Source organism: Paenibacillus bovis (assembly GCF_001421015.2).
Lineage (GTDB): Bacteria > Bacillota > Bacilli > Paenibacillales > Paenibacillaceae > Saccharibacillus > Saccharibacillus bovis.
Window position 1 is genome coordinate 2,711,768 of record NZ_CP013023.1, and the last position, 21,054, is coordinate 2,732,821.

Annotated in this window: 19 protein-coding genes and 1 other annotated feature; of the genes, 17 read left to right on the forward strand and 2 right to left on the reverse strand. The window is 46.1% G+C overall.

What is annotated here, in order from left to right; genetic code table 11:
• Positions 1 to 23: 23 nt before the first annotated feature.
• The 12 genes from AR543_RS11665 (at position 24) to AR543_RS11720 (ending at position 11,592) form a co-directional block, all read left to right on the forward strand.
• On the forward strand, positions 24 to 836 hold the full coding sequence (locus tag AR543_RS11665) for a TIGR00282 family metallophosphoesterase (protein WP_060534564.1): 813 nt from the start codon (positions 24 to 26) through the stop codon (positions 834 to 836).
• A 148-nt stretch (positions 837 to 984) separates the two neighbouring features.
• A complete protein-coding gene (locus AR543_RS11670; RefSeq protein ID WP_017813748.1) occupies positions 985 to 1,245 on the forward strand; it encodes a stage V sporulation protein S in 261 nt (86 codons plus the stop codon).
• 227 nt (positions 1,246 to 1,472) lie between these two features.
• The gene (gene pduL, locus AR543_RS11675) at positions 1,473 to 2,045 is read left to right on the forward strand and encodes a phosphate propanoyltransferase (RefSeq protein WP_060534566.1); all 573 of its coding nucleotides are present in this window, start codon (positions 1,473 to 1,475) and stop codon (positions 2,043 to 2,045) included.
• A gap of 429 nt (positions 2,046 to 2,474) precedes the next feature.
• Positions 2,475 to 3,179: a L,D-transpeptidase family protein gene (locus AR543_RS11680; protein ID WP_227871739.1), complete on the forward strand. Its 705-nt coding sequence runs from the start codon at positions 2,475 to 2,477 to the stop codon at positions 3,177 to 3,179.
• A 257-nt stretch (positions 3,180 to 3,436) separates the two neighbouring features.
• On the forward strand, positions 3,437 to 4,987 hold the full coding sequence (gene miaB / locus AR543_RS11685) for a tRNA (N6-isopentenyl adenosine(37)-C2)-methylthiotransferase MiaB (RefSeq protein WP_060534568.1): 1,551 nt from the start codon (positions 3,437 to 3,439) through the stop codon (positions 4,985 to 4,987).
• A gap of 83 nt (positions 4,988 to 5,070) precedes the next feature.
• On the forward strand, positions 5,071 to 5,478 hold the full coding sequence (locus AR543_RS11690) for a YlbF/YmcA family competence regulator (RefSeq protein ID WP_169725612.1): 408 nt from the start codon (positions 5,071 to 5,073) through the stop codon (positions 5,476 to 5,478).
• A 106-nt stretch (positions 5,479 to 5,584) separates the two neighbouring features.
• Positions 5,585 to 6,634, forward strand: a complete 1,050-nt coding sequence (locus tag AR543_RS11695) for a GNAT family N-acetyltransferase (protein WP_082472209.1) — start codon at positions 5,585 to 5,587, stop codon at positions 6,632 to 6,634.
• A 121-nt stretch (positions 6,635 to 6,755) separates the two neighbouring features.
• Positions 6,756 to 7,157: a PaaI family thioesterase gene (locus tag AR543_RS11700; protein ID WP_046228013.1), complete on the forward strand. Its 402-nt coding sequence runs from the start codon at positions 6,756 to 6,758 to the stop codon at positions 7,155 to 7,157.
• A gap of 88 nt (positions 7,158 to 7,245) precedes the next feature.
• Entirely contained in the window at positions 7,246 to 8,025 is a 780-nt protein-coding gene (locus AR543_RS11705; protein ID WP_017814948.1) for an NUDIX domain-containing protein, read from the forward strand.
• A gap of 48 nt (positions 8,026 to 8,073) precedes the next feature.
• A complete protein-coding gene (locus AR543_RS11710) occupies positions 8,074 to 8,613 on the forward strand; it encodes a cysteine hydrolase family protein (protein ID WP_060534572.1) in 540 nt (179 codons plus the stop codon).
• A gap of 84 nt (positions 8,614 to 8,697) precedes the next feature.
• Positions 8,698 to 10,152, forward strand: coding sequence for a nicotinate phosphoribosyltransferase (locus AR543_RS11715; protein ID WP_060534574.1), 1,455 nt, complete (start codon positions 8,698 to 8,700; stop codon positions 10,150 to 10,152).
• Positions 10,153 to 10,581: 429 nt separating this feature from the next.
• Positions 10,582 to 11,592, forward strand: coding sequence for an acrylyl-CoA reductase family protein (locus AR543_RS11720; RefSeq protein WP_060534576.1), 1,011 nt, complete (start codon positions 10,582 to 10,584; stop codon positions 11,590 to 11,592).
• Positions 11,593 to 11,879: 287 nt separating this feature from the next.
• Here AR543_RS11720 and AR543_RS11725 read toward each other — a convergent pair whose 3' ends face one another.
• Positions 11,880 to 12,392: a MogA/MoaB family molybdenum cofactor biosynthesis protein gene (locus tag AR543_RS11725; RefSeq protein WP_060534578.1), complete on the reverse strand. Its 513-nt coding sequence runs from the start codon at positions 12,390 to 12,392 to the stop codon at positions 11,880 to 11,882.
• A 432-nt stretch (positions 12,393 to 12,824) separates the two neighbouring features.
• On the opposite strand from AR543_RS11725, the gene AR543_RS11730 reads away from it, so the two are divergent.
• From AR543_RS11730 to AR543_RS11745, 4 genes are all read left to right on the forward strand, one after another.
• The gene (locus AR543_RS11730; RefSeq protein WP_060534582.1) at positions 12,825 to 13,865 is read left to right on the forward strand and encodes a CobW family GTP-binding protein; all 1,041 of its coding nucleotides are present in this window, start codon (positions 12,825 to 12,827) and stop codon (positions 13,863 to 13,865) included.
• A 134-nt stretch (positions 13,866 to 13,999) separates the two neighbouring features.
• Complete coding sequence (locus tag AR543_RS11735) at positions 14,000 to 14,347, forward strand: four-helix bundle copper-binding protein (protein ID WP_060534584.1); 348 nt, start codon at positions 14,000 to 14,002, stop codon at positions 14,345 to 14,347.
• 228 nt (positions 14,348 to 14,575) lie between these two features.
• Positions 14,576 to 14,853, forward strand: a binding site (T-box leader).
• A 59-nt stretch (positions 14,854 to 14,912) separates the two neighbouring features.
• Positions 14,913 to 16,679, forward strand: a complete 1,767-nt coding sequence (gene argS / locus AR543_RS11740) for an arginine--tRNA ligase (protein WP_060536753.1) — start codon at positions 14,913 to 14,915, stop codon at positions 16,677 to 16,679.
• A 125-nt stretch (positions 16,680 to 16,804) separates the two neighbouring features.
• Positions 16,805 to 17,716 carry an S-layer homology domain-containing protein gene (locus tag AR543_RS11745; RefSeq protein WP_060534586.1) on the forward strand — a complete coding sequence of 304 codons (912 nt, stop codon included), beginning with the start codon at positions 16,805 to 16,807 and terminating at the stop codon, positions 17,714 to 17,716.
• A gap of 307 nt (positions 17,717 to 18,023) precedes the next feature.
• Here the strand turns inward: AR543_RS11745 and AR543_RS11750 are convergent, their stop codons facing one another.
• On the reverse strand, positions 18,024 to 19,220 hold the full coding sequence (locus tag AR543_RS11750) for an AI-2E family transporter (RefSeq protein WP_060534588.1): 1,197 nt from the start codon (positions 19,218 to 19,220) through the stop codon (positions 18,024 to 18,026).
• Positions 19,221 to 19,572: 352 nt separating this feature from the next.
• On the opposite strand from AR543_RS11750, the gene AR543_RS11755 reads away from it, so the two are divergent.
• Positions 19,573 to 20,844 carry a methyl-accepting chemotaxis protein gene (locus AR543_RS11755; protein WP_060534590.1) on the forward strand — a complete coding sequence of 424 codons (1,272 nt, stop codon included), beginning with the start codon at positions 19,573 to 19,575 and terminating at the stop codon, positions 20,842 to 20,844.
• Positions 20,845 to 21,054: the final 210 nt, after the last annotated feature.

Genomic DNA, 21,054 nt, shown 5'->3' on the forward strand with positions numbered 1-21,054 from the left:
TCTGCAGGTCACTTTTTGCTTTAATGGACGGAGGAATTATCATTAAAGTTATTTTTATTGGAGATATTGTTGGCAGTACAGGACGTAAAGCGATTAAAGAGAGTCTTCCACGGTTAAAATCAAAGTATACCCCGGATATCATTATCGCGAACGCAGAGAACTCTGCTTCAGGACGCGGTCTGACCCGCAAAATTGCAAATGAATTATTTGCACTGGGAATTCATGGTATTACGATGGGAAATCATACATGGGATAATAGGGAAATCTTCGAATTCATCGATGATGAAGCGCGTATGGTTCGTCCGGCTAACTTTCCGCCGGATACACCTGGCCGTGGATATACCATTATCAAAGCCGGCGGCAAGCAACTGGCGATTGTGAATCTGCAGGGACGTACCTTTCTTCCGGCCATCGATTGTCCTTTTCGCAAGGCTGATGAGATCATGGATGAATTAAAAGGGAAAACCAATGCGATTCTGGTTGATTTTCATGCGGAAGCGACTTCCGAGAAAATTGCCATGGGCTGGCATCTGGAAGGCAGAGCCTCTATGGTGGTAGGAACCCATACGCATGTGCAGAGTAATGACGACACGATTCTGCCCGGCGGCACTGCCTATCAGACCGATGTGGGCATGGTAGGTTCATATCAGGGGGTACTCGGTATGGAGAAGGAAGCTGTTCTGTACAAATTCCAGACACAGCTGCCGGCACGCTTCCAGGTGTGTGAAGGAAAATGGCATTTCCATGCCGTGTTCGTCGAAATTGACGATCAAACAGGTCGTGCCAAAAAGATTGAAAAGATCCGTATGTATGAAGATGAATGGCATATGGATTAACCGCTTGAGCTGTTGAAAACTTCCTTTCTTTTCGGAAATGAGAGTTTGGAAAAGAAGGAATTTGAAACATATCCTCGAATACTAACTAGACGCAATCTCGATCATTTTGAAGCTAAGCCATCATTCATTCCTAGGGGAGGTACTTATCATGGAAGTATTAAAAGTGTCAGCAAAATCCAACCCCAACTCAGTCGCAGGAGCCCTGGCAGGAGTGTTGCGTGAACGCGGCGCCGCAGAGCTTCAAGCGATCGGAGCGGGTGCACTGAATCAAGCGATCAAAGCTGTAGCTATTGCCCGGGGATTTGTAGCACCAAGCGGAGTGGATCTGATTTGTATTCCAGCCTTTACCGATATTGTGATTGATGGAGAAGACAGAACAGCCATGAAATTGATTGTAGAGCCTAGATAATCGGAAAAAGTTATATTTACTGAATAGGAATACTATGATGTGATTCCAATGTTCGGCATGCTGTAGACCTGGTTGCTTTTCATGAAAGCACCAGGTCTTTTTGCTGGATTGGTTTTCATTTTCATATCAAAGATGTATAATGGATTCGTGTGCATTTTACAAATGCCAATGTACGTGTAATTTGTTACAAAGCACAAATGCAAATCAATATAAGGAGTGAATTGTAAATGAGTAAAATCGTAAATGTTGGTGTATCTGCGCGTCATATTCACCTGTCCCAAGAGCATGTAGAAATTCTGTTCGGTGCTGGTTATCAGCTGACTGAATTCAAACCTCTGTCCCAGCCAGGCCAGTTTGCTTCCAATGAAACGGTTGAAGTAGTGGGTTCCAAAGGTTCTTTCCCTAAAGTACGTATTCTGGGTCCTGCACGTTCGGCAACACAGCTGGAGATTTCCCTGACAGATTCTTTTGCGATTGGTGTTAAAGCGCCTGTACGCGAGTCCGGTAATATCGAAGGTACTCCAGGTATCCTGATCAAAGGACCAGCTGGTGAAGTGGAAATTCAGGAAGGTGTAATTGTGGCAGCGCGCCATATTCACTTCCACACTTCCGATGCTGAGAAATGGGGCATCAAAGACCAGCAAAAACTGAATGTTCGTCTGTCCGGTGAGCGCGGCATGGTACTGGAAAACGTAATTGCACGTGTATCCGATTCTTTTGCTCTGGATATGCATATTGATACGGATGAAGCTAATGCTGCAGGTGCACGCACCGGCGATACAGCTGAAATCATCGACTAAGCATTTTTTAACGAGCTATTCGCTTTAGTGTCTAGTTGCAAAATAGCAGATTCCTCAAAACAGCAGTTCGATTTATCGACTGCTGTTTTTTATGGAATTTACACTGCATAGGCTGGATCAAGTTAGTTCAAGTAGCCGGTTCTGAACTGTTCTGGCCAGATAAGTACGATTTCATTATTTTACAAACAGCCGTATCACCTTGCCTGCTATCAGGTGAAGTACATAAAACACCATTTCACCGCCAAGAAATATAAAAAATAAAGCAAAGATAATCAAACCTGAAGCGAGGATACTTGAACGATATCTGTTGGAGAAATACTGGCGAAGTTGATATCTTGGTAGAGAAGTGGATACATCACTATAGATGAAGCTGTTATAATACATATACATTATCGTGACATGCTGCCTAGTAGTTAGGAGGTTGAATAAATGAATTATCGTATCAAAGTTATCTTGCTGCTGTCTATTCTGATGAGTTATATACCGGTTCAGGGACAGGCAGAAGCAGCGGCATCTCTGAATGAAAACAGATTATTTCAAAAAATGGATCAATTGCACAGCGAACAGATGATCATCGTTACTGCGAACGGCAAGAAATCTACGACCGGCAGATTGTATCTATATAACAAGCAGTCTGATGGCTGGCAGCATCGATTAGGGCCGATTCCGGTTGTGTTGGGTCAAAAAGGACTGGGCAAAACAAAAGAAGGGGATGGCAAAACACCTATCGGTACCTATACACTGGGTACTGCTTTTGGCAGCAGCTCTACGCCGCCTGTCGGGCTGAAAACCGATTACCGGACAGCAGGTGCAGATGACTACTGGATAGATGCATCGCAGTCGCCGGATTACAATAGCTGGGTGGCTTATGAAGGTGATCCTGCTGATCGCTGGTCTTCTTTTGAACGGTTAAATAATCCATTATATAAATCTGCCATGGTAATCAATTACAATATTGATCCTGTGATACCGGGTAAAGGCAGTGCCATTTTTATGCATATCTGGCGTGCAGCAGACAAACCGACAGATGGCTGCATCGCCATGTCGGAATCCAATTTGCTTCAGGTACTTACAGCTATTGATCCCGATAAATCGCCGAAGATCCGTATAGCACCAGGCAACCAAATCTACTGAGATCCCTGCTGCCAATCTGTCGCAGATTCATTATCACGTGGCCGTATGCTCAACTTTCACAGACGATTCCTTGCTTTTTATAATGATACGGCCATGTTATAATTACAGTTAGTGCTTTTTTGTTTAGGTTTTGTTTATGTCTGCAACAATCAATTAACATCCTTGATATTAATCAGGCAGTGCCAAATGATAATATTACATTTGGCGACAGCTTGTATACTCAGGAAATGTTCATGGTGGGGGAGTGACAGCATAGCATGTCAAAGCAAACAAAAGACTATTCCAAATATTTCGACTTCTCGGATGCCAAAGTCATCTCCGAAGATGAACATGGCAAAAAAATCCGTATTCGTGGACGCGAGATTCATATCATTTCCGAGCCTAATCAGCGCGAAGAGAAAAAGCGCGGCAAGCAGGAAACCCAGGTGATGTATGAAAATGCAGTCCCTGAGGAACTGCGCCAGATTGGTCTGGGTAAGCATTATCTCGTCTATACATTCGGCTGCCAGATGAACGAGCATGATTCGGAGACGATCAAAGGCATGCTGGAGCAAATGGGCTATCAGGCGACCGAAAGTCGTGAAGAAGCGGATATTATCCTGCTGAATACCTGCGCAATTCGTGAAAATGCGGAAGATCGTGTATTTGGCGAACTGGGTCATCTGAAAACGCTCAAGCTGGAGCGTCCGGGCTTGCTGCTGGGAGTATGCGGATGCATGGCGCAGGAAGAAGGCGTAGTAAACCGGATTATGCAAAAGCATAATTTTGTGGATATGATTTTCGGTACCCATAATATCCATCGTCTACCGCAGCTGGTACAAGGTGCATTGTTCAGCAAGGAAATGGTCGTCGAAGTCTGGTCCAAAGAAGGCGACATCGTCGAGAATCTGCCGAAAAAACGTCAGGGGATGCGCGGCTGGGTAAATATTATGTACGGCTGTGACAAATTCTGTACGTACTGTATTGTTCCCTACACCCGGGGCAAAGAGCGCAGCCGTCTGCCGCAGGATGTTATTGCGGAAGTGCGTGAGCTCGCTCGTCAGGGATTCAAGGAAATCACACTGCTTGGCCAGAACGTCAATGCCTATGGCAAAGATCTGGAAGGCATGAATTATACGTTTGGCGATCTGATGGACGATATCTCCAAAATCGATATCCCGCGCGTGAGATTCACTACGTCACACCCGCGTGATTTTGATGATCGTCTGATCGAAGTGCTGGCCCAGGGCGGTAATCTGGTAGAGCATATTCACCTGCCGGTCCAATCGGGCAGTACGGAAGTGCTCAAACGAATGAGCCGCAAATATACGCGTGAGCGTTATCTGGAATTGGCTCATAAAATCTATACCTCTATTCCGAATGCGGTGTTGACAACCGATATTATTGTTGGATTCCCGGGAGAGACCGATGAACAGTTTGAAGAAACATTGTCTCTGGTACGCGAAGTAGGCTTTGATTCGGCTTACACATTTATCTATTCTCCTCGTGAAGGTACGCCAGCTGCCGGAATGGAAGACAATGTACCAATGGAAGTCAAAAAGCAACGTTTGCAGCGTCTTAACAGCACGATCAAGGAATACAGCCGTATCGGCAGTGAAAAGTTTCTTGGCCAGGTTGTGGAAGTGCTTGTCGAGGGCGCCAGCAAAAATAATGATCAGGTGCTGGCAGGACGCACCCGTACGAACAAACTTGTTCACTTTGAAGGTTCCGAGAACCTGATTGGCGAGTTTGTCCATGTGCAGATTACCGATTCCAAATCGTTTTATATCAAAGGCGAGCTAGTCGCCGAGCCTGCAGCTATCGGCTGATTCACAGGCAGGAAAGGAGACTTGAACCGATGGAACACGAACATCATCATGAACAGGATTCAGCGGTCTCAAATATACCGGGTATGGATACCTCCGGGCTCTATATTCGTGAAGATATTATCGCCAAAACCCGTGAATTGTCAGATCTGATTGGCGGAAGTGAAGAGGTTGTTCATTTTCGGAAAGCAGAACAAATGATTCAGTCCCATGAACGGGTGCAGAATCTGATCAAGACGATCAAGAAAAAGCAAAAAGAGATTGTAGCTTTTGAATCGCTCCGCAACGAAAAGATGGTTGCCAAGATCGATGCGGAAATAGCTGCTCTGCAGCAGGAGATGGATGATATTCCACTGGTATCCGATTTTCAGGAGAGTCAGGTGGAAATTAACGATCTGCTACAAATGGTAGTCTCCGCGATCTATGACACGGTATCCGAGAAAATCAATGTCGAGAGCGGCAAAGATTCACCTCCTTCGTCATGCGGCGATTAATACACTACCTGAGACGCGGAGCTTATGCCGCGTCTTTTTTATTCGTTCATCATAGCCAATAGCGAACAGCCTGTACATCTATATTGATAAGTTGTATATCCATTATATGGAAAGAAGTGACCTGGTTATGGAATCCTCTAATTATTGTAGTGGTGCATTATTGATTCGTCTCAGACAGACAGATGAGGCTTTGCCGCTGGCTCTTCTTTTGACAGGTGACCCGGATCATGCATCTGTAGAAAGGTATATCGATTACTGCCGCTGGTGGCTGGCAGAGTACGAAAACCGGACGGCTGGCATATGCGGCATCCTGCAGCGAAGTACAGAGGAATGGGAGATTATGAATATAGCAATCTCGCCATCTTATGCACGTCAGGGAATAGGCAGCCAGTTGCTTACAGAAGTACTGGACAGCTTGAGAGCGATGAATGCTGGCAAAGTGACTGCAGGCTTTCGCGGCTCTAGAGTGGATGTATTGGCTTTTTATCAGAAACACGGATTTCGCATAATGGCAGTGGAACATGATTATTTTGCAAAGTTCGATCAGCAGCAGGTAGAGAATGGTATTTGTAGTCGTGATCGATTAGTGATGGAGCATATATGGCCGGATGCCGTACAGCGGCGCCGTCCTGTGGCAATGTCTCAATTTCATGCGAGTGTATCGATACGCATCGCCCAGATTCGTGATGCCGGCCCGCTGTTGCGTATGAAGAAGCGCCTGGATGAACAAACGACTTATATGCTGCTGGAGCCGGGCGAACGGATGATGAATGAAGCGGAACAGAGAGACATGATCCGCTATGCTTTGCGAAGCGCCAACTCCAATATTTTTCTCGCTGAGCTGGATGGACAGATCATTGGCTATATGGAAGCTATGGGAGGCAAGGTATCCCGCAATCGTCATAGTGCTTATATTGTCATAGGCGTACTGCAGGACTATGCCAACCGTGGAATCGGAAGACGATTATTCCAGACGATGCTGCAGTGGGCAAAGGATCGCGAGCTGCATCGGATTGAACTAACCGTACAATCTGCCAATGAGCGTGGAATTCATCTTTACCGCTCTCTCGGTTTTCGCATGGAAGGGATTCAAAAAAATGCATTGTTGGTAGACAATAACTATGTAGATCTTATTCAAATGGGATTGTTGCTGTAAAACATCTTATTTGCGTATGGAATAATAAGAAATTGCTGCAAGGTAACAGAACAAATCAATATCAGCTTCAATAAATGGGGCGTTGATAAAATCATAATGGAACCAACAGGAGGAACGCCCGATGACACAGTGGGACGAAGTATTAAAAGCAAGTGAACAGATGTACTGGGGGCTGCTAGGCTGCCGCCTGATCAAAAGTGAACTGGATCATATTACAATTGGATTGACAGCTACTTCGCGCCACCTGAACCATATGCATATTGTGCATGGCGGCGTATTGATGTCTATGATGGATCAGGCAATGGGGATGATGTCCATGGCACTGCAGGATGGACAGCCCTGTGTAACCACCAATATGAATACGCATTTTGTACAGGCTATGACCGAAGGTGAACTGCTGGCGGAAGCCCGCGTTATTCACCATGCCGGACGCACGGTTACGCTGCAGGCTGAAGTGAAGGATGGCAATGGGGTGACCGGCGCTATTTCTACAGCTACTTTTATTGCAACCCGTCAGAAATAAAACAGGGCAGCAAATAAACGTTGACCTGCTTTCCGTAATGAGTCATAATGATATTATCAAAAAGATAAAATGAACAGTGGTGATGAAAATGACCGATAACAGCAAGCAGCATATGTACGATGTCAAAAAGTACCGTACGCCCGATGGAGCGCCTGCCGATATTGTTATGTTTACACTGACCAAAAAAGAACGGAAAACATTTACTAAGACGCTTCCACTGCGTGAATTGAAGGTCATGCTGATCCGCCGCCGTTCCTGGCCGTTTGCCGGAAAGTGGGCACTGCCTGGTGGATTCTCGCGGGATACCGAATCCCTATTTGAGACAGCACAGCGCGAGCTGAAGGAAGAGACAGGTGTTGATGCCGATGCACGTCATCTGGAATATCTGGGCGTATACAGCAAGCCCGGACGAGATCCTCGTGGCTGGATCATTTCCCATGCCTTTTTTGCACTGGTCGAAGAGGAGATCCTCGAAAAGCGTCAGGCTGCCGATGATGCGGAAGAAGTAGGACTGTTTACGATTGAAGAAGCACTGGAGCAGCTGGAGCTGGGCTTTGACCATCGCGATATTATTCAGGATGCCTATCACCGGATTCAGGAGCAGATGCTCAGTACGGTAATAGCCAAAAAGTTTCTGCCGCCTGAATTCACGCTTAGCGAACTGTATCAGGTGATCAAAGCAGTCGTGCCTGATTTTGAAGAACCCAACTTTATTCGCAAAATCACCTCTACACGAAGCCGTAAAGGCATCATTGAAGAAGTGCGTGATGAGCAGGGCAATCCGCTCAGTTCCAACCAGTATTCCCAGCGACCAGCCCAGTTGTACCGATTCACCGGTCTGATGCCGCGTCTATCCATTTATTCCTGAGCGCAGGTCTGTCAATAAGCCATTTGAATTCCAGAGGAGGCCTATCGGATGAAAGCCTTGATTGTAATTGATTACACCAATGATTTTGTGGATGGCAAGCTGCCTGTAGGGCAGCCGGGTATTGAGATTGAACCAAGGATCGTAGAGCTCACCGAGCAGTTTGTCCAGGCTGGAGAATGGGTAGTCATGGCAGTGGATCTGCATGACAAGAATGATCAATACCATCCTGAATCGTCCCTGTTTCCACCACATAATATACGCGGGACAACAGGGCGTGAACTGTATGGCCGTCTCAAGCAGGTCTATGAGCAGCATCAGCAGCAGATTTATTGGATGGATAAAACGCGTTATAGTGCATTTGCAGGTACCGATCTGGAGATGCAGCTGCGTCAGCGGAATATTACCGATTTGCATCTGATTGGGGTATGCACGGATATTTGCGTACTGCATACGGCAGTAGATGCTTACAATAAGGGATTCACCGTTACCGTGCATGAAGATGCGGTTGCGAGCTTCAATGCTGCGGGTCATGAATGGGCACTTAAACATTTTAAAGGTACGCTTGGTGCAAATGTGGTTAAAAGTTAATCATGCTGATTATCGCCTATTATGTGCAACTATTCACACATTAGGCGATAAGGCAGGTATAACAAAAACGAGGTGAATGAACTGATGAAACAGCTGGGACTTGCTTTACATACGGATAAATATCAGATCAATATGATGTATGCGCACTGGATTAATGGAACGCATCAGAAAAAGGCGGTATTCGAAGCCTATTTCCGCAAGCTTCCGTTTGGCAACGGCTATGCCGTATTTGCCGGTCTGGAGCGGATCGTTAACTATATCAACAATCTGACTTTCCACGAAGACGAAATTGCTTTTCTGGCGGAACAGGAAGAAGAATATGATTCCCGTTTTCTGGATGAATTGCGTCAGTTCCGTTTTTACGGCAGCATATCTGCAATGAAGGAAGGCGCTATTGTGTTTGCGGATGAGCCGCTTATCCGGGTGGAAGGCACTATTCTGGAAGCCCAGCTTGTCGAGACGGCACTGTTGAACTTTATGAATTATCAGACGTTAATCGCGACCAAGGCTTCCCGCATCAAGCAGGTGGCCGGAGATGATATCCTGCTGGAGTTTGGTACACGACGCGCGCAGGAAGCAGACGCGGCAATCTGGGGCGCGAGAGCAGCATATATCGCCGGGTTCCATGGTACATCCAATGTGCTGGCCGGTGCCAAGTTCGGTATTCCTGCCAAAGGCACACATGCACACTCCTGGGTACAGAGCTTTGGTAATGAGCAGGAAGCGTTTGACCGTTATGCGGCAGCGCTGCCGGATGGCGTAACGCTATTGGTGGATACATTTGATACACTGGGCAGCGGAGTACCTCATGCCATCAAAACAGCCAAAGAGCTGGAAGCGCGCGGCAAAAAAATGAGTGCGATTCGTCTGGACAGTGGTGACCTGTCCTATCTGTCGATCCAGGCGCGTAAAATGCTGGATGATGCAGGACTGTCCTATGTGAAAATCGTCGCTTCCAATGATCTCGACGAGAATACCATTCTCGATCTCAAGGCTCAGGGTGCCCAGATTGATACATGGGGCGTAGGTACCCAGCTGATTACCGCTTCGGATCAGCCGTCTCTTGGCGGCGTGTACAAGCTGGTAGAATGCGATATTGACGGTACCATGCAGCCAGTTATCAAAATCTCTGCCAATCCGGAGAAAGTAACGACTCCAGGCAGCAAAGATGTATACCGGATTATCAGTACCGGCAGCGGCAAGGCAATTGCCGATTATATCTGCTTCCCGAATGAGGACGAGCCGCGTGAAGGCAAACGACTCAAGCTGTTTAACCCGCTGCATCCGTATATCCGCAAATATGTGTCGGATTATCAGGCAATCGCTATGCTGGAGCCTGTGTTTGTCGAGGGTAAGCAAGTCTATGAACTGCCATCCCTGGATGAAATCAGAGCGTATCATCGCTCCCAGCTGGAGCAGTTCTGGCCAGAGTATCTGCGCAAGCTGAACCCGGAAATTTATCGTGTGAATATCAGTCCCAAAGCCTGGGAAATGAAGCAAAAACTGATCGCCGAACATCTGCCGCCGGAAGAAGCCTGAGCAGAACTCGCCTCGTTTCTTTGGCAGCATAGATGATAAAGTCTAGATATTTGCATGAATGGTATCGAAAAAGAATGCAGGATGGTCATCATTGTCCAGGCTATAAGCCAGTTCTTGCTTATAGCCAATTCTTGCCAGCGTTCCAATCAGGTATCATAGCTATTTACAAAACCTGTTTCTCGAAAGAGGAGCAGGTTTTTCTGATTGAATCACTGCCTTAATCAAAGGGAATAGAAATGAATCAAAGTGTATGTTCTGCTGGCATACTATTTTTGGTTAATGTAATAAAAGGGTTTGCCGATGAGCTGATTGGATAGGTGCAGTACAGCAGATAATTTACTACGGTGTATGAGAAAGATTATAGGCGTATAGTAGCAAATAGACTACACTGCTTGATAGACTCAAAGACAACAGAGAGGGTGGATCAGGATGGAACAGACATTTCGTGCATATGTATTGGAGAAACAAGGTGAAGAAGTCACAGGCTCGATCCAGCAGTTAAGCGCTGATCAACTGCCTGAAGGTACAGTAACTGTAAAAGTATCCTACTCGGATGTTAATTATAAAGATGGACTTGCCAGCCGGACAGATGGCAAAGTGGTGAATGAATATCCATTTGTACCGGGCATTGATCTATCCGGTGAAGTAGTAAAATCTGAAGACAGTGCATTTCAACCCGGAGACCAAGTACTCTGTACCGGCTACAAGCTGGGAGTAAGCCACTATGGCGGTTACAGTGAATACGCCAGGGTCCCTGCAGAATGGCTGGTGAAGCTGCCATCCGGTCTGAGTGCACAAGAAGCCATGATGATCGGTACAGCAGGCTTTACAGCTGCTTTATCTGTAGATGCACTCGTACAAGGAGGCGTACAGCCGCATGATGGTCCGGTACTCGTAACCGGCGCAACCGGTGGCGTGGGTACAATGGCTGTATCTATCTTGAGCCGGTTAGGCTATGAGGTACATGCTTCCAGCGGCAAGGCGGAGCAGAGCGAATGGCTGCAAGAGCTGGGTGCCAGTCAAGTAGTAGCCAGACAGGAGACTGAACAACCTGTTAAGGGAGCACTCGGCAAAACAGCGTGGGCAGGCATTATTGATCCTACTGGTGGAGCTGCGCTTGGTGAACGGCTCAAGACAGTCAAGTATCGCGGTGTTGTTGCGGTATCCGGCAATACAGCAGGAGTAAAGTTTGAGAGCAGTGTATTTCCTTTTATCCTGCGCGGCGTACAATTAATTGGAATTGATTCGGTATTTTGTCCGGTAGATATCCGTCAGCGTATCTGGAATCAGCTGGCAGCGGACTGGAAGCCCGAAACAGCGCTGCAGCAGGGAATCACGGTATACGACATGGAAGAGATTCCCCAGGCACTGGCAACCGTATTGGCAGGCCAGGCAGTAGGCAGACAGTTGATCCGTATCCATAGTCAGCCGGAAGCTTGATCGCGCAGGCTACAGAAAATACAGAATAATGATGAGAGCAAATCGTATTTATTGCTGATAAATAGCTGTATGAAGGGAAATCGGGTTTTGAAGATGCATGAGCATTCATGATTGGATAATTCCTATCCTATTGATACGGTGAATAAGCATAACAAAACAGATAGGTAGCTGTGCAGCTGCCCTGTCATCGGTATAAAGTGATTAATATTCCGACAACAGAGTAGCGAGTACATGCTTTCCTATCTGTTTTTATGATGGAGTCTTGTTGGTTGCTGGCAATACCCAATCTACTTTTTGTAAATTTCCCGCATCACATGACCCAGTTCCGGCAAAATGATTCGCTCCATAGCGAGCTTGACTGCACCGCGTGAACCTGGCATGGAAAAGACAGCCGTACGGCCCAGCGTTCCGGCAATCGCCCGACTCAGAATAGCAGCGGAGCCAATATCTTCGGCAAAACTCAAATAGCGGAAAATCTCGCCGAATCCCGGCAGCTCTTTGGTTAGCAGACTCTGTACCGCTTCGTAGGTAACATCGCGTGGCGCGATACCGGTACCTCCGGTCAGTAGAATGGCTTCCACGTCTTCACGCTCGGCATTATTGTGCAGCAGTTCGCGAATCTCCTGGTAATCGTCCTGGACGATCCGGTAATCGACAACCTGGTAACCATGTTCGGTCAGCAAAGTCTGGAGCAGCTGACCGCCTGTATCTGTCTCGGGAGTGCGTGTATCGGAGACGGTAATAACCATACATTTCACAGTATCAGGGGCTTCTGCCCGGTGTTCATCTACAGATCGCATAAGTGAATCAGCTCCTTTATTGGATCATATAACATATTTATGAGAAATGGATATGCGGATAGATAGGTACGGAACACAATCTGCAAAACAGTTCTTTTATTTTAGCACATCCAGCCTGTTGACTGCATGGTTGTAAAATTCACCGGACGGAGATAGACTTGTACAGTTTTGGCCAATATCCATAATGAATAGAGTTTTCCAGTCATCCTATTCTGGATATAAAATAGGGAGATGTATTCAATTACTGTCTGTTTGCTTTATACTATTTATCAGCTGTTTATAAATAAGTCTGTAGTACAGGATAATTTAAAAGATACTGTTATACAGTACGCAGTACGCGATAAAGAAAGTATCAACTGCCGTATACTTGCTGAACAAGGCATACGACAGATAATGATGATAGGCCTATTACAAAATTAATGGAGGTTGACAATGACAACGCCTGTATATATTTTATCCGGATTTCTGGGAAGCGGGAAAACAACACTACTGCAGCAAATGCTGCAAAGCTGGCGCGATGAAGGCAAAACACCAGCCGTTATTATGAATGAGATCGGTGATGTCAATCTGGATGGTATGATGCTGGATCAGGATGTAGCGATGGCTGAGCTGCTAAGTGGGTGCATTTGCTGTTCGAATCGGGTCGATCTGGGGCTTGAACTGTACAATCTGATGCAAAATGAACAACCCGACATGATCGTAATCGAAGCATCTGGCGTTGCCAATCCCATCGAAATTCTCGATGCGGTCACCGAGATTGCTCTGTATAATCCCCTCGAGCTGCGCAATTTGATTACGGTAGTGGATACTGCGCATCTATGGCAGCTGTATAAAGAACAGCAGGGCAAGACCTATCGGCTCATGCAGGAGCAGATTCGATCGGCATCCCTGCTTGTTCTTAACAAAAGTGATCTGGTCAGTCCCGAGCAGCTGGAGCAGGTGCAGAGTATTGTGCGTGGCTGGAATGCCTATGCTCCGGTTCATATTGCAGTGCGATGTAATGTGGATCGTTCGCAATACGAGCAGGAGGGCGCTTCGCTCAGTAGCGAACAAAATTCGAGCACCACGGCAGAACATGATGTACAAAGCTGCGCAATATGCAGTACTTCAGACTCGGCAGAACCGGTACATGATGAGACGATAGCAGAACATGCTGGACACCGGCATATGCACCATTCGCATGAACACGTGATGGTGTATACGCATTATTTTCAGCAGCCGGTTAACAGCGAAGAATTCGAAAAAATCATTGCCAAGCTGCCTGCAGAAGTGTACCGTGCCAAAGGTATCCTGACGTTCAGTGATACGTCAAGCCGCTTCCTGTTCCAGTATGCCTACCGGCAGATGGATTTTATGAAAACGATACCTCAAAAACCGGTTCCGGATGTCGCTGTATTTATTGGAGAATATTTTGATAAACGACAGATCCAGGAACAATTGCTGACACTGGAGCGTCAAGCGACAGAATCCTGATCACGTCTTCGTTTCAATTTTGCCTGTCCCGGGGTAATAGTTCAATAACCAAACGCTGAGGCCGGACAACGGCGCAGAAACAAACTGGCTGACACCAGATTGACCAAAATTGAACGACTCGGGAGGCTGTTATCATGTCAACACCACAACAATATCATTCGTATATCGAGGCATGTGTAGAAGCAATGAATGCCTGCAATATTTCTTATATTTCCAACCTCAAGGAATATGATCTGGAGAAGTTGTGCGATTGCATTCGTATCAACCGGGATTGTGCAGAGATTTGCTCCTTTACAGCACAGGCATTGAGCCAGGGAAGCATCTTCGCTGCCGAAATCGCCGAAGTGTGCGCCAAAGCCTGCGAAGCTTGTATTGATGAATGCCAGAAGCATCCGCAAACGCATTGCCAGGAATGTGTAGAGGCATGCCGCCGCTGCGCCCAAATGTGCAGAGAACTGATGGAAATGAAAGTTCCTGTATAAAAAAGCAGGGCTGTCTACATAGGAGTGTGCCTTTCCTGCGGGACAGCGCATTGATTATTGAAAGCTGCTATCTTTATTGATGGCAGCTTTTTTATATGACAAGAAAATCAATGTGAATAAAAAGGGAAAAGCGAATTTCAAAAAAAGGTTGCCTGTCTGCAGGTTGCCCGATATAATACTGCTAACTTGCATATGACTCTTCCAGATTGTTATTTTATCCAATTACATAAAAAATCTATGAACAGGAGAGTAGGTACAGTCTCCATTCTTCAAGCGAGCCGGGATGGTGGGAGCCGGTAGAATGCCTTCGCCGAAGCGCACCTGTGAGATGATTCGTCCAAAGCAGCAGTATGCCGTAGAGCAGCTAATGTGCATAGGCGAATCCGGTCCGACACCGTTATCGTATTCGAGTGACAATCCGGCAGCTCAAGGAACTTTATCCGTAAGATGCTGGTTGTACCAAGAGTGGTACCGCGGGAACAGTAATCGATGCTCTCGTCTCTTAAGCTTTGGCTTGAGGGACGGGAGTTTTTTGATATGTAAAAATAAAAGGAGCGTATACATGATGAGTACAGTAGGATTATTTGTTAAAGAAGCAGCAGAAATGCTGCAAAAAGTGACCGATATCGATACGGCTGAGCTGACCCGGCTGCTGGAGACACCGCCATCAGTAGCGATGGGGGATCTGGCTTTTCCATGCTTTACGCTGGCCAAATCCTGGCGCCGTGCTCCGCAGCAGATTGCTGCCGAGCTGTGCAGCCGGATCAGCGAGCAGCCGGACTATGCACATATTCAGGTATCTGCTGCCGGCGCATACGTAAATATGCACTGGGATCGGACAGCATGCAGTAAGTCTCTACTGGAACAGATTAGCCAAGAGCAGCATTATCAACTGCACACAGGTCAAGGACAACGTATTATTATCGATATGTCTTCGCCTAATATTGCCAAGCCGTTTGGAGTCGGACATCTGCGCTCTACTGTAATTGGCGCAGCATTGTATCGTTTATATCGTGCTGCTGGATATGACCCTGTACGTGTCAATCATATCGGTGATTGGGGTACCCAGTTTGGCAAGCAGATCACTGCACATCTGCGGTGGAGTGATCCTGTACAAATGGAGCAGAATCCGATCGGAGAAGCCCTTCGTGTATATATCAAATTTCATGATGAAGCAGCAGAGCATCCAGAGCTGGAGGATGAAGCACGTGACTGGTTTCGCAAGCTGGAAAATGGAGATGCCCAGGCACTGGAATTGTGGCGTTACTTTGTAGATGTGAGCATGGCGTCACTGGATCGGATGTATGAGCGCCTGGGTGTGGAATTCGATGCGGTACTGGGTGAGAGCTTTTATAATGATAAAATGCCTGCGGTTGTAGATCGTCTGCGTGAGCTGAATCTGCTGGAGGAAAGCGATGGAGCTCTGGTCGTTCGCCTGGATGAACAGGATATGCCTCCATGTCTGATTATCAAATCTGATGGTACCACCATCTATCCGACCCGCGATCTAGCAACAGCTATTTATCGCAAGGAAGTGATGGAGGGCGACCGTCTCGTCTATGTAGTGGGTGGTGAACAGACGCTACATTTCCGTCAGGTATTTGCCGTACTGCGCAAAATGGGTTTGGATTGGGCAGAAGATTGCATACATGTGCCTTTTGGTCTGATGAAAGTAAATGGCAAAAAAATGTCTACACGCAAAGGGAAAGTTGTATTTCTGGAAGAAGTACTGGATGAGGCAGTGCAGCAGGCAGCCCGCATTATCGAAGAAAAAAATCCGGAATTGCCAAACAAAGAAGAGGTGGCTCGGCAGGTCGGCGTAGGCGCCATCATTTTTAATGATCTCAAAAATAATCGTCAAAATGAGATCGATTTCTCGCTGGAGGAAGCGGTAAGCTTTGAAGGAGAGACCGGCCCTTATGTACAGTACGCTTATGCCCGGATTCAAAGTATTCTGCGGCGTGCTGCGCAGCATACGGCAGCTAATGAATTGCCGGCGGGTATTGAACAGCATTCCACGCAGGATCAGTCTGATCCTGCAGCTACAGTAGAAGAACCCTCAGGTTGGACGGATAGTGCCTGGGAGCTGCTCTGCCATCTGGCCGGCTATGACAGCGAACTGGAACGGGCGGTTCGGCTGCATGAGCCTTCGATTATGGCGAGATATGCACTGCAGACGGCCAGATTGTTCAATCAATTTTACAGTCATAATCGTATTCTGGACAGTTCGCCTGTCTGGCGTGAACAACGTCTGGAACTAAGCCGTCAGACGGGTGAATATCTGGCTCGTTTAATGGAACTGCTGGGTATGAAAGCACCACAGCAAATGTAACTCTACAGGATATCCGCAACCATTTGGCGTTGCCTTGCGTCTGTGATAGTGAAGGTTCACCGGGAAGTGTGATTTGCCGGTGTACAGAAAACTAACCTGATTATCTATATGATGGAGGGAATAATATGTGGAATTCGAAAAAGAAAACAGCAGCGCTGTTAGCATTATCCTGTGCACTTGCAGGCGGCGGAGTAGCTGCCGCAGCAGCATTCTCTGATGTGCAAGGTTCCAATAACCAGTCAATTGTCAGTTCTTTGCAGGAAAAAGGAATTATTAACGGGGTGACCGCTACTCAGTTCAAACCGAATCAGCAGTTGACCCAGCCACAGGCGATCCAGATGCTGGTTAACGCATTTGATATGAAAGGTCCCGAGACAGCTTCCGGACAAGCATGGTATACAGAAGCCGTAGCAGCTGCTCGTGCCAATGAGCTGTCTATTCCGGCCAATTTGAAGGCTTCCGCGCCGGTTACACGCGAGCAATTCGCGATCTGGCTGCATCAGGCGATTAATACAACCGGACAGTACCCAACTACCAAAATGATGATCATTTTCAAAGATCAGAGCAGCATCAGCAAAGAAGCTTCCAATGCGATCCAGGATCTGGCCAATATGAATGTAATCCCGCGCAGCTCGGTCGGTCAGGAATTTAAGCCTAAAGAGGCTATTACACGCTTGGATGCTGCTAAATGGGTCTACAGTGCAGTTGAAATGGTAGAACGCCATAACCAGCCGCAAGCAGGTGACGATACCAGCACTTCACCACAACCATCGGAAGGTGAGCAAATGGCCAATACTCCTGAAATGAGCATCAGCAGCACAGCAGACGGCAAGCAAAAAGTTACGCTGCATGTAGAACTGCCAAATCCCGGTTACAATCTAAAGATTGATAATGTGAAATTGACTGACGACAAGCGGGCGATTATCAGCTATTCCCTGCAGCAGCCAGAGCCGGGTATGATGTATCCGCAGGTGATTACCGAAGGTACGGCTGCAACGATTATTCCGGCAGGCTATACACCAGAGCTGGTTAAATAATTAAGCAGTCGACAGATACAAGAAATGATGAGCACGGTATATATCCTTTTACCTGTATCCTGAAATAATATCGATTACAAAGCACATTACAGGAAATACACCGTGTAATCATTAGAAGTACAACCAAAAAACCTTGAGGAGCGCAATAGCTCTTCAAGGTTTTTTTGGTCTGTTTACTTTGCCAATTGAAAGAGTAGTTCTTAAATATTGTTATTTCGGCTATTGATGGTGTTGTGACAAATGTAGTGACAGACGTAGTGAAAGTCACAACGATATAAAGCAATAAAAGGCTGCTGACGAACGAATATTACTTTTTCACATCAACTTCTACAGATGGCTCGGTCACTTTGTCCGTCTCGTACAGGTTGGAACTTACTTTGAGCCAATCGAACAGATGCGTAATCAGAACTTTAAGTATTGCATAGCCCGGTACAGCCAGCAGGATACCAATTACGCCAAACAGATTACCGGATGTCAGAATAACAAAAATGATCGTAATTGGATGGATTTTAAGTGATTTGCCCATAATTTGCGGAGAAATCAGTTTGCCTTCAACTAACTGTACAATCGTCCACACAGCGACCATTTTGAGCAGCATAACCGGTGAAGTGACCAGAGCAACAATCAATGCCGGTGTAATCGCGATCGCTGGACCAAGATAAGGAACAATACTGGTAAAGGAAGCAATCACTGCAAGGATCAATGCGTAATCCAGACCGATAATATTGTAGCCGATATACAGCAGAATACCGATACAGAAACTGACAATAATCTGTCCCCGAATATAGGAGCTGATCTGATGATTCATTTCCGACATGACTTTGGAAGTCTGATCACGCAGTCTTACCGGGATAAACTTTAAAATATAATGAGGCAGATTATGCCCGTCTTTGAGCAGGTAGAACAGGATAAACGGCACTGTTACGATAGAAACAATGACTTCTGTCAGTGTACCCAAGAAGCCGCCAATGCCCGAGAACGTGTGGATAAATCCGCTTACGCCACTGCCAGCAATAGCCGTCCAGCGTTCCGACAGGGACTGCGCCAGTTCAGCCGGATTAATATTGGTGGACTGCTGCAGCTGCTGGAATACATCTCCACCCAGCCAATACTGAATTTGATATACTGTTTTGTCGTAGAGCATTGGAATATTGATAATAAGTTCCTGGATCTGCTTCTGGATCACAGGGATTACAAGACTAACAATCAGCACCAGAATGCCGATAATAAGAATGTAAAGCATAATAATGGAATAAATGCGTTTTACTTTGTATTTTTCTAGCAGATTCACAATAGGATTCAGTAAATAAAACAAGATGCCGCTGAGAATAATAGGCAGAATGACTGTCTTCACCAGTACAATAAGCGGTGTAAACACATAAGGGATTTTGGACAGTACAAAAATATTCAGTGAAATAAGCAGTAGTACAAATAAAAAGATAACAAAGCGATTATTCAGAAAAAATAATTTGAATCGCTCGCTCCAGACTCTGGTGCGTTCCATGTACAATTTCATCCCCTTTAACTTGAATTCCTGTATAGATGATCTGGATTGGTACAATACTTAGCATAGCTTCCGTGAAGGAAGAGAGCAAGCAGGCATATGATGGATAGATCCGATTAGGGTATATACGGAGCAATAAAGAAGTAGATGCATAAAGAAAGTAGTTCTTTAGACCTTTATAAATGTATAAGTCTATAACTTTTATCATAACAACTAATTTATCTTTTTGCTAAAATTTGAATTAATAAGTATTTAATGAATATGGAAATAATTACAAAAAGGATACATTTCCGTTCCTTCAGCATGTATTCCAACCTATAATTACTCAAATTCTGAAGCTATGAGGTGCAGCATGAAATTATCACTGGGTTCCAAACTGGTCGCAAGCTTTATTGCAGTATCGATTATTACCTATGGTACAAGCGCTTTCTTTATTTTTTATCTGAAATCATTTTTGGCAGCAAGTATGAGCGACTGGCTCTATGTATCGATTGTTCTGCTGCTCGGGATTACCTGGAGCGGCATACTTGGTTATGTAATTTCTCGTCTGCTGACCCGTCCGATCGTCAATCTGTCGCGTGCTGCAGAGCGTGTGTCTGCAGGTGATCTAACCGTCGATATTCCAGAACGCCGCGAAGAAGACGAGATCAAAGTGCTCAACGATGCTTTCCGTATCATGGTAACGAATATCAAGGATATTATTAACGATATTGCTCATAGCACCAATACTACTTCACAAAATGCCGATTATCTGACAGGCTCGATCAATGAAGCCACCCAGCAAATCGAATCGTTATCGACAATCGCAGACGAAATTTACAAAGGCGTTCAGCAACAGCGCAAATCGACCGAGACTTCCATGCAGACCGCAGAGCAGATGCTCGGTTCTTTTCAGGAGATGCGCGATAAGTCTTCTCATATGATGAATCTGTCGGGAACAATGGAAAAGTCGGTGCATTCCACCCAGCATATTTTTGCCTCGCTTAAAGAAGGCATGAGCACATTGTCCGAATCCCAGGCCAAAGCAGAAAATACAATCCGCTTGCTCGATAACCAGGCTTCCGATATCGGAGCGGTTACTGGCACGGTCAAAGGATTGGCAGAACAGACGCATCTGCTGGCGCTTAATGCTTCAATTGAAGCTGCACATGCCGGAGAACATGGAGCAGGTTTTGCCGTTGTAGCTACCGAAATTCGCAAACTCGCCGAACAAAGTAATGATTCCGCTCAGCGTATTCACTCTCTGATCGGTGCTGTACAGACACAGATCCATGAAACCGTGCAGCTCATTCATAGTCAAAATGAGCTTGTACGCCGCGAATCTACGCATACGATGCAGGTAGAAGAAACGCTTCAGCAATTTGCAGGAGTGGTCGATGAGTTGATGTCCGAGGTTCAGCAGATGGAAGGTTCCATTTCCAAACAGACCGATCGGGTTGAATTAACCTACCAAAACGTCAATATGATCCGGGAAATGGCGGATCGTTTCTATGAAAGAGCCAAGCAGATCTCTACAGCTACTCATGAAGAAACAGCCATTATGGAGGAAATCTCTTCTTCCTCGGAAGAACTCAGTACAATGACAAATCGCTTACTGCAAAAGACCAAAGTATTTACAGCCTGATGCTCCCAATCAAGTCAGCCTGCTAATGTATACAATCCAATTTTTATGATAGATGGATCTATAGTAACATTTGGTTGGTGTTGGTGTTGGTGTTGGTGTTGGTGTTGGTGTTGGTATGCAGCAAAAAGACCTGAAATCCCTCAAAGGGACTCAGGTCTTTTTGATATATCTTTTCGTTTAAATCAAGTAAAGTATTGCCCGTCTGTTGCG